Here is a 14,134-nt window from a genome sequence, read left to right as displayed (position 1 = left end):
GTGCTGTTTCTACCTTGTTTACACAAGATTCCGGATTTATCCGGAAGAAAGAAATGCTACAATTTTTAGGTGCCCATCATCTGGTAGACACTGCACATAGTGTCTGGCGTTTATACGATGACACGGTTTCTTTAGGCAAGTACTATCGTCAGCGGGAAGGCACCTTTATTGCCTGTATGCTGGACCCGGTCACCGAGGAGTTTCCTATCCATTTGCTGATTGAAGCCAACCTGTTTGATGATGTATTAAAAGTGGAGCGTTATTTTCACTGGAACAGCCCCTGCTGCTGGGAACGGAATGATGGGTTTACAAAATGGGGAGATTATTATTTTCTGAAGATATGTGGCACCGGTAGCGGCTATTGCTCTACCAATCTTTTTTGTTTTCAGGATGTAGTTCCGCAGGACAGCTTACGGCATGTGGTGGCGGGCTATTGGAGCGCTATGGGCAACACAGGGACCGACAATATCTGGAATATCGAAAGCAATATGCAGATAAACGGAGACACGCTTTGGATGCATTATAAATTGGAGGAGTTTGACCAAGAGGATACCGTTTACCTACAGCCAAAAGATACGGCTACTTTTACCGTGATGTATCTGAAGGATAAGAAAGGTTGGCGGGCAGTGGACAGCACCATGCTGGAAAAATATAGCTTTTATTAAATGGAAAAGTATCATGACTGTTTTACAGCTTCTTGTTATCAAAACCAACCTGCCTGATCAACTCGCTGCCTTTTACACGCAGCTGGGAATTGAATTTGAATACCACCGTCATGGTAATGGGCCGTTTCACTACGCCAGTAAAAACGGTATGCCGGTCATGGAAATTTACCCGTTGCCTGCGGGTGTTACTGTGCCAGACAATACCACCCGACTGGGTTTCGGAGTAGCTCAACTGGATGAGTTGATCTCCCGGTTAAAGGAACAGCAGGTAACAGTGCTGATGATGCCGGTGAAAACGGAATGGGGTTACCGGGCCGTAGTGCAGGACCCTGACGGCAGGAAAGTGGAACTAATGGAAACCCCTAGTTGAAATCATACACTGTTACTTCAATGCCCTTATCTGTCAGTTCCTGTTGGATGATGGATTCTATTTTGTCCCAGGTGCCGCCAGCCAGGCCACAGCCAATGCGGGGCATATGTACCGTGGCTTTATGTGTGAGCGCAAAAGCAGCTACCTGCCGCAGGCCTTCCTGTATAGCTTCGTAACGAACAGGAGGTAGGCCGTTCTTTGCGTTGGTGATTTTATGCTGACCGATAACATTCGCTACCCAGAGATGTGGCTCCACGGCTACTAACTGCGCGTTGCCCAAGGCAAAACCCTCTCCGGAAGCATACCATTCGCGGAATTGTTTTTCCGGCTCCGGCCACCGGGCGGATACTGCCAGTACAAATCCCTTCCCCCAACGCCCGATATCATTACAGATATGGACAATGATGTTGTTGCCGCTGCCAATTGGTGCTGTGGCATCTCCCTGTATGTACCGGATACTACTCATTTGCTTTAAAATTACTTTGCGTCAAAAATACGTTAACGACGTTGTAATTCCAAAACATCATCCGGGATGGATCTTCCCGTTACATTCATTTGTATACCCTGTGTTGGCTCCTGCCTTACATCACCCGCTCTTTTAGTACACGGATTAAAAAAATGTTTAATTATAAAAAATAATATATATTTGAACACAATACCGTGAAATAAACATTTTAAAGGGCCTATCCCGTTGACCAATGTTCAAGAACATCCCTAACCCTGTCCCTGCACTGTCGCTATGGTTGCTGGCGCTGATATTGTTATGCCTTCAACCCGGTTATGCTGCTGTCACCGATTCTTCCTATTTATCACCCGTGGCGGACACTGCTCAGAAAGCTGATGTGGTGGACTATGTACAGGGCGTCTTCAAAAACATCAAAGATAAAGGCCGCTATGTGAACGCACTTAGCGCAGAGGAGATGGGCAGCCTGCCAGTGGGACTGGTAAGGGAAATCAACGGAAAGATTTATGTGATCGCGATAGATAGCGCCCGCATGACACCCTCCGGCGCTTATTTCAACGCCTATTTCCGGTTTACTTTCCCCGGCACCAACAGTGAACTGATATTCGGCGCTAAAAACGTGGCTTTCACCCCAGGAGGTATTGCTGCATCCGGCTCTACCAAACTGGTGCTGCTCAAACAGAAAGACATCCCCATCAACGATCACCTCGATCTGATATTCCCCGGCGACGGTACCAACTACGTAGAGTGGGACTGTAACGGCTTCCGTACTGCTAACCTGAGCGGTATTTTTGAGTTTGACAAAGGCTGGCTGCAACCGGAAGATAAGAACTCCGATAAACTACGTGCAGCCATGCAGGTGAATGTGCATGACCTTAATAACATTATGGCCAGCGTAGACATCCCTGCTTTTCATATCAACGGCCTGAAAGATTTCAGCTTTAAAGTGAAGAACGCCACGGTGGACATGAGCGATATCGCCAATCCCACCGGACTGAATGTAACCGGCGATATGCTGACAGATCCCGGCAACCCGCTGTTATGGAGAGGCTTTTATTTACAGGAGCTGGAAGTAGGACTACCGCAACAGCTGGCTACACAAAAAGGCCGCCCCAAAGTATCCGTCACCAATTTCATCCTGGATGATCAGGGCGTAAGTGGCGCCATCACGGCTGAGAATATCCTCCCGCTGGGAGATGCCAGCGCAGGCGGCTGGCCTTTGTCTGTCGATAAGATCGGTCTCTCTTTCAGTAAAAACAAACTCAATGGCGGAGAGCTGGCCGGTTTGTTGCAACTGGATTTCCTGGGGAAAGACCCACTGGGCTATGATGCCTCGGTGAGCATGCGCGGCGGCGATACCTATTACTCCTTCGCGCTAAGGACCACGGCAGAGAAAAAATACCAGTTCTTTGCTGGAGAAATTACACTCGACAAAAACAGCCGTATCCAGATCACCAAAACAGAAAAAGACTTTGTGCCGATGGCGGTGCTGAACGGTAAAGTCACCCTGAACCAGCGTTTCCTGAATGTCAACAATATCAGTTTCCAGGAGTTGACCTTGTCTACTCAGAAACCTTATGTACATAGCGGCACCTTCGATATCTCCAATACGGGCGACTCCAAAATGGGCGGCTTCCCGTTGGGATTTGAAAATATTCATATCGGCATCTCTGAAGGGAAAGTCGGTATAGGCGCTACCGTGAGGCTCAATTTCATGAACTCCAGTGACAAGGGCTTCAGCGGTAAAACTTCTTTCGTGGTAACAGCAGCGCAGGAGGAGGAAACACAGTCAGTGACCGTTGACGGTTCCGTCATACAAAAAACAAGGACCCGCTGGAAACTGGATAAGGTGTCTGTGAATGATATAGACCTCACCGTAAAAGTGATGGCGTTTTCCATGCACGGTATCCTCACCATCTTCGACGACCATCCGGTGTATGGCAACGGTTTCCGTGGCATGCTGGATTTCTCCATTCCGGGGCCTATTCCCAAAGCCAAGGCGAATGCCTACTTCGGCTCCAAAGACGACTACCGCTACTGGCATGTGGACGCCTACATCGGCGTAACCATCCCGATTGGTATGTTGCAGATCACGGGCCTCATGGGCGGCATGTCTTACCATATGGAACGACCTTCGAACTTCGACCCTTATGAGTCCCGTAATGCGGTCGACCAAAAGGGCGGCCTGAAAGACGTCTCTGAAATATTCCCGTATGTGCCTACCCGTGATGCCGGCCTCGGCTTCATCGGTGGCGTATCGCTGGCCTTCGTACAGGAAATGGTGGTCAACGCCAACGTGGCGCTGGAAGTGCAGTTCGGCACCGACGGCGGTTTCCGGTACGCCCAGTTCGATGGTGCAGGATATGTGGTACATCCGGCGCTGAAAGCTAAAAACAAACAAGACGCGAAGGAAGATGTATCTGCCCCGGTATGGGTGAAGTTCAAAATGCGTTATGATAACGTGAACAGCACCTACGATGCCAGCTTTAAAACCTATATCAATATTGCCGGTATCCTGCGGGGTATCAACGAAAACGGGCTGGTAGGCGAGGCGGCCTTCCATATGGCGCCTAATGAATGGTGGTTCTACATCGGCCGTCCTTCGCAGATGTTCGGCCTCAATATCCTCGGACTGGCAGAGATAAAAACCTACTTCATGATGGGCAGCAAGGTGGAAGACATGCCACCGGTGCCACAGGAAGTGAGCGAAGTGTTTGATAATGTGAACACCAACTTCATGGCCATGGAAAATACCATGAGCAAAGGTGGCGGCTTCGGCTTCGGGGCACATTTCAGAGCTGGGTTCTCGTTCGACTTTGGCGTGTATGGTGAGTTTGCCCTCGGTGCGGGAACAGATATCCTGTTGCGCAACTACGGCGAAGCCAGGTGTAAAGGCAGCAACAGCGTGATCGGCTTCAACGGCTGGTACGCTTCCGGTCAGGCTTATGTGTTTGTAAAAGGAGATGTGGGTATCCGCGTAAAAATATTCGGCAAAAAGAGAGGGTTCTCTATCGCCAAACTGTCGGCCGCCGTGTTGCTGCAGGCTAAACTGCCCAACCCCAGCTGGTTCCGCGGTATGGTGGGCGTTAAATACTCCGTACTCGGTGGCCTGGTGAGTGGTACGGCCAACATCAAAATAGAACTGGGGTCACAATGTGAGCTCATCGGCGCGAAAGAACTGAATGTGGTCGTGATCAGTGATATCAAACCGGGTGACCAGAACAACGATGTGAGCGTATTCGCTACACCACAGGTGGCATTCAATATGGCTGTGGGCAAACCATTCAGCATGATGAATGAATTTGATGAAGTGGCCACTTATCGTATACAACTGGACGAACTGAAGCTGACGAAAGAACAGACAGAAATCAGGGGTACTACGGAATTGGCGTCAGATGGTTCTTCCGCTTCACTCACCCTGCGTGATATCCTGCCGCCGAAAAGCACGCTTACGGCTTCTGCCAAAGTGCATATCGACCGTCAGAACGGTGGCAGCTGGGACGCGCTGAAAAACGGCAACAACATTGACTATGAAACAAAATCGGCTACTTTCACCACCGGCGAAGCACCTGACTATATTCCATGGGAAAACGTGGCATATGCCTATCCGGTAAAACGCCAGTATAACCTGTTGACAAGGGAATACGGTAAAGGCTATATTAAATTAAAACGTGGCCAGCCTTATCTCTTTACAGCGGTGGACGGCTCCGGTAAAAAGTGGAAAGTCTCCGCTGCTATGGCTACCGCACAAGGCCAGTCAACGGATATACCGGTATCGTATGCGGAAAACACGGCAGAAATAGGCTTCGATATTCCGGCCAACCTGGCCCGCGAAACCATCTATAGTTTCAATATCAACCGCGCCTCTCTCGACGGGGAAGCTGCTGCCAATAACGTGGTCACCAAAAACACCACGACCATCAGCGAAGACGGAGACACCACCAGGTTCTCCCAGAAAATGCTGAAAGGCAACGCTACTTCGGCGGTGTCCAAAGAAGTGATCAGCTATAACTTCCGCACCAGCCGCTACGGTACCTTCGCTGAAAAGATGAACGCCATGACTGATCCACGTGACCTCTTCGATGTGGCGACTAACTACATCAGTGTGATCGGGCAGCGTTTTGACGCCGAAGAAACCTTCGATAAATTTGAACTGGAAGGCGACGGCTCTTTCTCCACCAAACCGCTGGTAACCCTGCGTGCTGGCACCAATAACGGCTGGTTGCAAAATCAACTGATGCCGCTGCTGTACAACAATTATCCGTTCCATCCGTCTATCAATATCACCCGTGATCTGAACGTAACCGGAGGCATTCCGCCACTCGATGCTGTCAGACTGTACAACAATGATATCGCCGGTTACAAACTGGAAGACGGCCATATCAACGATGGATACGCACCTTCCAAGTCTGGCCGCTGCCGCTTTATGTATTATGTTTCCTTTGTGGCCAACGACGACTACCACGAGTTGCTCAACAAAGCAAACCGCTATTATATCAGTGGAGGACAGGCCACACCGGCTATCAGCAGGCTGATGACATCGCTGTTCCCCGATCTGCAGGGCAATCAGTTCTATCCGGTAGAGCTGCAATACCGGCTGCCGGGCAAAAACAATATAACATCTACCATTACACGAAGCATTTACTATAAATTATAATATCGATGTACCGTAAATTTTTTACCGGTTTGTTATCTATGGGTTTGTTGCTGATGGGTTACCAGCACACGAGTGCGCAGCAACAGCAAAGTGAGCACCGTATTGTGGGCATAGCAAATCCCAAGCCCGGCAAAATCCAGCTGCGCTGGTCGCCCGCCGGATATATCGCCTGGGAGATCGGTAACAAGTACGGCTATACGGTAGAACGTTTTACAACGTCAGTCAATGGGGTATTGGTACCTAACCCTAAACCGGTGGTCCTCACTACGCAGCCGCTGAAACCTTATTCGCTGCAACAAATGGAAGCCGCTGCCCGTAAAGATGAGCGTATTGCAGCCATCGCGGAACTGATCTATGGAGAAGGCGGAAAAAAAGTGAAGCCGGAAGAGGGCATCGGCTCCTGGTTTGAAAACCAGAGCCAGAACGACTGGCGCATGAGCATGGCGCTGCTGAGCTGCGACCTGTCTGTGGCCACCGCCAGGGCTGCCGGCCTTTTCCTGGAAGACAGCACCACCAGGCCCGGAGAGCGGTATGCTTACCGTATCAGCGTAGCACAGCAACCCAAGAACCTGGTCATAGATACGGCCATTGTGGTAACAGCGCTCAATGAAACCGTACTGCTGGTACGGCCGCCGGAACTGGCCATTGTTTGCGCTGATAGCACGGCTACACTCGGCTGGCTGACGAACTTCACCCGGGGCATGTATTCCGCTTATGTGGTGGAACGCGGTACAGACGGGAAAACATTTCAACCAGTGAGCGACCTGCCCATACTGCCTACAGCACCAGATGCTGCCGGTTTTTCCTACTACCAGGATTCTCTGCCGGACAATGATGTTAAATACTATTACCGGGTGAAAGGTATCACGCCTTTCGGAGAATACGGCCCGTACTCGCAGGTGGTAATGGGCATGGGGATTCCGGCAGTAGCAGAAAGGCCTATCATGGACACCATCATCGTCATAGACAATAAAAAGATTGAATTGCGTTGGTTATTGCCCGGTGATCTGGCCAAAAACCTGGCGTCCATCGTGGTAACCCGCTCAGAGAAGGGGAGTGGACCATTCCTGCCCATCGCCACCTTTAAAACAGACAAGGCGCCGGTGTACAGCTATATCGATCCCAAGCCCATGAACTCCAACTATTACAAGATCAAAGGTATTACCAAAAGAGGCAAAGCCATTTATTCGTTCCCTTATTTCGCACAGCTGATAGACAGCATTCCGCCTGACATGCCGAAAGGATTGGCCGGTACCGTGGATTCCACCGGTGTGGTGACGCTGAAATGGGACAACAACATAGAGAAAGACCTGAAGGGCTACCGCGTGTTCAGAGGCAACAGCGCAAAAGAAGAATTTACAGAGGTGACGCAGGAAATTCTTGCTACACCTGCCTTTACAGATACCATCACCCTGCATACGCTGACCTCGAAGGTATATTACAAGGTGATAGCGTTGGACAAGAACTATAACACATCCGCCTATACGCCGGTACTGATGCTGAAGCGGCCGGATACCATTGCGCCCTCCGCGCCGGTATTTACCAGGGCATTGCGTTCAGATAGCCTTAAAGCAGCCGTGTTGCAATGGCACAACAGTACCAGCGAAGACGTGGTGAAATACATACTTTATCGTACCAATACCAAAGACAGCAGTCGCCGTGAAGTGGCTGCCTGGGACACTGCCCATCTGCGGGAATCCTATACTGATACTGCGTTGGTGCTGGGCAATACATACTTCTATGAACTGGTAGTATCGGACGATAGTGGTAATAAATCCAAAGATATCAGTGGTGATATCTGGTTTGAAACAGGCAAACGTCCAGCGGTGAAAGGCTGGAAAGGTGTGGTGGATACGGAAAAGAGACAGGTGGTGTTGTCCTGGGAATATGATCAGCCGGATGTAAAACAATACCGTATTTACCGGGCTAAAAATGATGCACCGTATATCCTTTACCGTGCGGTAGAAGGAACTGCCCGTCAGTCAGTGGACGATGAAATAATGTTAGGCAATATTTATAAGTATAAAATTACGGCAGTACTGAAAGGTGATGCCAAAGCTGAAATGAGCAGGGAAGTGTCCCTGAAATACTAAAATCTGAACGCAATACGATGTTTCGTTTTCCACGTATCCTGTGTACGCTGGTACTGTTATTGTCCGGTGCCGGCAGGCAATTGTATGCACAGCTGCAGCTGTCGCAGACGGTCTATGTATTTGGTAATATTCCTGCGAGTTATATAGGAACAGGGCTGATTGGCAATTTAGGTATGGGAACCTCCACTTCTACCCAAAACTGGTCGTTGTCATCAACACCCTTCAGCGCCATGCCTGATGGGGGCGTTGTGCCGGGAACAGGTGTAAACTATGCCCCACCTTACGCGCTTTTTCAGAATGGTTCCAATGTAAGCGGTCTCAGTTTTTCCGATATCTATCCCATTTCCGGTGGACGGATTATAGATGATATCTATTTCTACGGTGGCTACAAACGATTGGGTTCTGTGGAAGCACGCTGGGTATATACCATGATCGCACCGAACGACATCGGGCTTTCGGTGACTGCTTCCTCTCAGACCTGTGCCACTGAAATGGTTTACCTCAGCTCCCGGAACAACTGGCCGATATTCTCTGACAACCTCGTACAGACATCGGTTATCTGGGAATATTCGGTGGATAATGGTACCGTGTGGAAAGAGCTGGGAAGCAGCAGCCAACAATACACCATGGCCTATACCTATGCCTTTACCGGCAGCCAGATACCTGAAACACAGAGTGGCATGGTGAATGTCCGTTTCCGTTGCCGCATAAAAGCGGCGTATGCCAATAAAGACTACTATTCTCCTTATTCCAATATCACCAACAACTATACTTTTCTGCCTGCTGGTCCCCAGGTAGATGCCAGTAAAATACAGAAACAGGCATCTTGTGCCGGCGAGGCAACGGGTAAGATCATTATTCCCGGTAGCGCCATCACCAGCGGATTTACCACCATGCGCTGGATGCTGCGCCCGGCCGGTGTGACTACGCCCTGTGATCCGGACCTCGCCGGAGGCGCTTCCGCCTGTGGTGATATCATCGACTGGAGTAATGGTAATTTACCGGTATCAGGAGGAGTAACGGTGAACAATGTACGAAAAGGAAGTTATACGCTATGGGTGATCAATCCATCCGGAACAGCCGGAAATTGTTTTACGCCCATTGCTGTAGATATAGCAGACCTGCCTGCGCTTGCGGCCAGTCAGGATGTGGCCCAGTCGGCCAATCCCGCATGCTTTGGCGCCACAGATGGTAAAATTACGATCACTGCTTCCGGTGGAAATGCCGCCAGCGGTTATTTCTTTACCCTGAAACAAAACGGCACGGTGATACGTGCCCAACAACAGTCATCTGGTAATAGTTTTACCTGGACCGGACTGCCTGCCGGCAATTATACGGGAGAAGTGAAAGATGGCGCCTGTGCCCCGGTGATACCAGTAAATGTACAACTCACCCAACCGCCGCAGGTAACGGGACAGCTGACTGCACAACACCCTACCTGTATCTCTCCTGGAAATGGCAGTATCAGCGTTGTGGCTGATCCGGGTGTCACCAACTACCAGTATAAATTGTATAAAGGTGTGGCGCTGCTACAACAGAGTGCTGTCACTACTTCGCGGAACTATACCTTTTCAGGTTTGAGTAATGGTGATTACACTGTTGAAATACTGAACATGGACTTCCCCGTTTGTACAGGATGGAGTGGCACCACGAGCCTGAATGCTGTGCCTGCACTAACGTTGACACAGGATGCCCGCAATATGGTCACCTGCTTCGGTGGAAATGACGGCTCGCTGAAGTACTCCGCTGGTGGCGGTTCCGGTAGTTACACGTTTCTGCTACAACGTACCGGTATGCCTACGGCGAGCAACACCACCGGTACTTTTAACGGATTACAGGCGGGTATCTACACCATTACGGTACAAAACAATGTGGCCGGCTGTAATGACGCCACTTCTCAACCAGTAACGATCACCGAAGTGCCACTGTTACAGGTTAGCTTGCAAACGACAAATATCAGCTGTAACGGCGCGCAGGACGGAGTCGTAAAAGCGATGGTCAGTGGTGGTTCGGGCTTCTATACCTACAAATGGGAGCAATTGAAAGGCGGCGTCTGGACCACCAATTCTTTCTGGTTTGACAGCGATACCAAGATAGATGCCCTGAGTGCCGGTACCTATCGTGTAACCGTTTCAGATAGTAAGTCCACCAACTGTTCGGTACTATCCAATGTGGTAACGATTACAGAACTGCCGGCCTTGCAGTCCGGTGGCGTAACGATCACACCGGCGGTTTGTCTCGCTGATGGCGCTACTATTAATATCTCCGCCAGTGGGGGGGATAATACCTATACTTATTTCTATACACTGAACGGTACCGACTATACGACCTTTATACCAGGCAGCAAAGTACATACAGCGGGCAGCTACCATTTCCGTATTAAGGATGGAAAGGGCTGTACCCTTGACTTGCCCAATGCCTATGATGTAAGCTTGCCGGCAGCAGCATTGAGTTTCACTACCCAGTTGTCGGCTTACAATGGATTCCAGGTATCCTGTAGTGGTGCGGCAGATGGTAAAATCACCATAACGGCTGCGGGTGGTAACGGCGGCACCTATACGGGGTATCAGTATAAACTGAATAATGCTACCTATCAATCGAATAATATATTCGCCGGTTTAACTGCGGGTACTTATACCATCAGTGTAAAAGATGCCCGCGGTTGTGAGACCTCCGGCAGTGTGACATTGACGCAGCCGCAAATGAGCATCAACGCCACAAAACAGGATGTGACCTGCTTTGGTCAGTCTACCGGCAGCATCACCACGAATATCATGGGTGGCGCTGCGCCTTACCGGTGGCAGCTCAACGGCGCCACCATCACCGGCGCTACGGCGGCCAACCTGCCAGCCGGCAATTACACCTTGCACATCACCGATGCCAACGGCTGTACAAAAGATACTACGCTGACGATCATGCATACCTATCCGGCGTTGGCCTTTACGGCTGCAACGGTGACGGATATACAATGTTTCGGTACGCAAGGCAGTATCGCCATGACCGCCACCGGCGGAGATGGGAGCTATCAATATCGCCTGAGCACTGACAACTGGGCTACGTCCCAAAGTTATGCCAGCGGGGCCGGACTGAATGCCGGGGTGTACGCGCTGAAAGTGACGGATAATCATGGTTGTAGTCTTCAATACAACAATCCGCTCACGATTACCGCTCCACCGGCGGCACTGTCACTCTCCGGTGTGTTGTCAGACTATAATGGATATAATATTTCCTGTGCCGGTGGCGATAACGGATCTGTGCAGTTGACAGCTGCCGGTGGCAATGGTGCAACGTATAGTGGCTACACGTATGCTATCGATAACGGTGCTTTCGGGCCTGTTTCTATGATCACGGGTATTAAGGCAGGTGCGCATGTATTCAAAGTGAAGGATGGCCGGGGCTGCGTGGCGACACAAAACTATACTTTTACGGAATCGGCGCAGGCGTTGACCATACAACTGGTGAGCAAACAGGATGTTCGTTGCGCGGCTATTCCGGGTGGCAGTATCACGGTGGCCGGCAATGGTGGCACCGGTGCGCTGCAATACAGCCTGAATGGCACCAATTGGCAGGCAAGCCCGGTGTTCTCCGGTCTTACTGCCGGCAACTATACCGTCACCGTGCGGGATGCGAATAGCTGCGGTAATACGCTGCCCGTGCAGATATTGTCTGTGAATCCGGCTATTACCATAGATAACATTACAAGGAATGATGTTATTTGCTTCGGCACGTCAGGCGCCATACTGGTACAGGCGCATGGTGGCAGCGGTCAACTAACAAATGAATATGCATTGAACGGAGGCGCCTATACGCCTTTTAATAACACCACGCCGTTGGGCGCGGGCAACTATACCGTCCGGGTGAAAGATGCGATCGGGTGTTATTCTTCTGTGAGCAATGTGGTGTCCATTACCGCACCTGCGGCACCTTTGGCTGCAACGGCCACTACTACGGACTTCCACGGAAAGCAGATATCCTGTTATGGCTTATCTGACGGCGCTTTCAATATTGTTACCTCCGGTGGCAATGATGGCGGCTATCAGGGATATTTGTACAATGTTAACGGCGGCGGTTATACGGGAACATCTCAATATGCCGGTATGCCGGCAGGCAGCTATGCGGTGAAAATAAAAGATGGGCGCGGTTGTGAGATCACTAAAGACATTGTGTTGCAACAACCGGCTGCACCGGTATCCCTCACGGTATCAGATATTACTCATCTGGCCTGCGGCGGTATCCCTACCGGCAGCATTACACTGCAAACGGCCGGTGGTACTACTCCTTATGCCTATACCATGAATAACGGAATACCCCAGGCATCACCTACGTTTGGCACCCTGCTGGTAGGCAACTATATCCTGGCAGTGAAAGATGTGAATGGTTGCACGGCAACGCTTGTCACCACGGTGAAAGAAATGTACCCGCCGGTAACGGCTACGGCTACGGTAACGCCAGTACGTTGTTATGGTGAAGCCAATGGCGCTATCCTGTTACTGCCCGCCGGTGGTGATGGTAATTACAATTATCAATGGAACAATGCAGGGGTGAGCGGCGCGCAAGTGCGGAACATTACCGCCGGGAACTACACCGTTAAAGTGACTGACGGTAAAGGCTGCGGCCAGTCTTACAGCTACGAGGTAGCGCAGCCGGCAGCACTGGGACTGACCGTCACCGGGTCACAAATATGCGACGGGGTAGACGATGGCACCGTGGATGCTGCTGTACAAGGCGGTACCCAGCCTTATCAGTATGCCCTGAACAATGGTGCATGGATGGCCAATAGTAGTTTTACAAGTCTTGCAGCAGGGGAGTATGCTCTGAAAGTACAGGATGCCCGCGGTTGTGGCGCTACCGGTACAACGGCCATCACTAAACGAAATGTGAAGCCGGATGTGAACTTCCTGGTAGCTTCCCGGAAAAATGCATTCGATACGCTGGTGATCAAGGAAATCAGTCTCCCGGCGCCGGACCTGGTCAGCTGGACATTTGATCCGCAGGCCATTCTGCTGGGTTATGACCGGGGCACGCCACTCATCCGGTTTACCACGGCAGGTTCCTACTGGGTGGCCATGAAAGCCACTTTCGGAGAGTGTACCTATCAACTGCGCAAAGACATTCAGATCAATGCGTATGACCCGCTCGCCGGACCGTCGTTCAGTGTACCCGTCTCCGTGATAGATACGGTGATGCTGTCGCCCAATCCGAATGACGGCAATTTCCGTTTCCAGGTAAAACTGAAACGCAAGCAGCAGGTGGTGGTGACCGTCTTCGACCTGAACGGACGTATCCTCGTTAAACGGCCCTATAGTCCTGCATTGCAGATAGACGACCGTATTGCGTTGGGAAGTGTCAATAACGGCATCTTCATCCTGCGGGTGGTGACTGAAAATGAAAGCAGGGATGTCCGGTTTATTATCAATCGCTAAAAAAGCAGCCCTGTCTCATCGACAGGGCTGTTATATTTTAGGCAACCGACAATTTAGAGGTACCGCTCTCCTTTAGTCTTTTATGATGATAGATATAAGAACCCGCCAGTACGCCATAGAAGATGATGATAGGCCAGGCGGAAGCTCCCTCACCGATGGCAATGCTGGAGTAGAAGGCGCCGGTAACATCATATACCAGGCCTGCATAAGCCCATTCTTTCAGCCGCGGATGGCCCGGTGTTACAATCGCAATAACGGCCAGCAGTTTGGCGATACCCAGGAAAGGCAAGAGATACATCGGATAGCCGAGGTGCTGAAAAACGGTTTTGGCTTCCGGCATGGACACGGCGTCCGGTATGGCAGACATAGTGAAGCCTGCGGCCAGTAAACCAGTGAAAATCCAGTAGAGAACAGTTGTCTTTTTCATGTGATAGCTATTTATAGATGTTGGATGATAAACAGT

The 14,134-nt window shown here is 50.6% G+C and carries 7 protein-coding genes; 5 read left to right on the top strand and 2 right to left on the bottom strand.

What is annotated here, in order from left to right:
- Positions 1–53 precede the first annotated feature (53 nt).
- Together HHL17_RS23535 and HHL17_RS23530 are read left to right on the top strand one after the other, a co-directional pair.
- The gene (locus tag HHL17_RS23535; RefSeq protein WP_206156159.1) at positions 54–665 is read left to right on the top strand and encodes a hypothetical protein; all 612 of its coding nucleotides are present in this window, start codon (positions 54–56) and stop codon (positions 663–665) included.
- 13 nt (positions 666–678) lie between these two features.
- On the top strand, positions 679–1,035 hold the full coding sequence (locus HHL17_RS23530) for a VOC family protein (RefSeq protein WP_169227303.1): 357 nt from the start codon (positions 679–681) through the stop codon (positions 1,033–1,035).
- Here the strand turns inward: HHL17_RS23530 and HHL17_RS23525 are convergent.
- Positions 1,028–1,501 carry a macro domain-containing protein gene (locus HHL17_RS23525; RefSeq protein WP_169227302.1) on the bottom strand — a complete coding sequence of 158 codons (474 nt, stop codon included), beginning with the start codon at positions 1,499–1,501 and terminating at the stop codon, positions 1,028–1,030. The two genes, HHL17_RS23530 and HHL17_RS23525, sit on opposite strands and share 8 nt — an antisense overlap.
- A gap of 232 nt (positions 1,502–1,733) precedes the next feature.
- Between HHL17_RS23525 and HHL17_RS23520 the strand changes: the two genes are divergently transcribed.
- Genes HHL17_RS23520 through HHL17_RS23510 form a run of 3 tightly spaced genes read left to right on the top strand, consistent with a single transcriptional unit; the run spans position 1,734 to position 13,671 of the window.
- The gene (locus tag HHL17_RS23520) at positions 1,734–6,155 is read left to right on the top strand and encodes a hypothetical protein (RefSeq protein WP_169227301.1); all 4,422 of its coding nucleotides are present in this window, start codon (positions 1,734–1,736) and stop codon (positions 6,153–6,155) included.
- Positions 6,156–6,160: 5 nt separating this feature from the next.
- Positions 6,161–8,248, top strand: a complete 2,088-nt coding sequence (locus HHL17_RS23515; RefSeq protein WP_169227300.1) for a fibronectin type III domain-containing protein — start codon at positions 6,161–6,163, stop codon at positions 8,246–8,248.
- A gap of 17 nt (positions 8,249–8,265) precedes the next feature.
- Positions 8,266–13,671, top strand: coding sequence for a T9SS type A sorting domain-containing protein (locus HHL17_RS23510; protein ID WP_169227299.1), 5,406 nt, complete (start codon positions 8,266–8,268; stop codon positions 13,669–13,671).
- Between the two features lie 37 nt (positions 13,672–13,708).
- On the opposite strand, the gene HHL17_RS23505 is transcribed toward HHL17_RS23510, so the two are convergent.
- The gene (locus HHL17_RS23505; RefSeq protein WP_169227298.1) at positions 13,709–14,098 is read right to left on the bottom strand and encodes a DoxX family protein; all 390 of its coding nucleotides are present in this window, start codon (positions 14,096–14,098) and stop codon (positions 13,709–13,711) included.
- Between the last annotated feature and the right edge of the window lie 36 nt (positions 14,099–14,134).

The organism is Chitinophaga fulva, assembly GCF_012927205.1.
In the GTDB taxonomy this organism is placed as follows: domain Bacteria; phylum Bacteroidota; class Bacteroidia; order Chitinophagales; family Chitinophagaceae; genus Chitinophaga; species Chitinophaga fulva.
Note: the sequence above shows the minus strand (reverse complement) of the source record. Positions and strands in the feature narration are given on the sequence as shown.

What these genes read in the sequence shown, in the direction of transcription:
- HHL17_RS23510 (WP_169227299.1), top strand. Translation starts at nt 8,266, where the DNA reads ATGTTTCGTTTTCCACGTATCCTGTGTACGCTGGTACTGTTATTGTCC.
- HHL17_RS23515 (WP_169227300.1), top strand. Translation starts at nt 6,161, where the DNA reads ATGTACCGTAAATTTTTTACCGGTTTGTTATCTATGGGTTTGTTGCTG.
- HHL17_RS23530 (WP_169227303.1), top strand. Translation starts at nt 679, where the DNA reads ATGACTGTTTTACAGCTTCTTGTTATCAAAACCAACCTGCCTGATCAA.
- HHL17_RS23535 (WP_206156159.1), top strand. Translation starts at nt 54, where the DNA reads ATGCTACAATTTTTAGGTGCCCATCATCTGGTAGACACTGCACATAGT.
- HHL17_RS23525 (WP_169227302.1), bottom strand. Translation starts at nt 1,501, where the DNA reads ATGAGTAGTATCCGGTACATACAGGGAGATGCCACAGCACCAATTGGC.
- HHL17_RS23505 (WP_169227298.1), bottom strand. Translation starts at nt 14,098, where the DNA reads ATGAAAAAGACAACTGTTCTCTACTGGATTTTCACTGGTTTACTGGCC.
- HHL17_RS23520 (WP_169227301.1), top strand. Translation starts at nt 1,734, where the DNA reads ATGTTCAAGAACATCCCTAACCCTGTCCCTGCACTGTCGCTATGGTTG.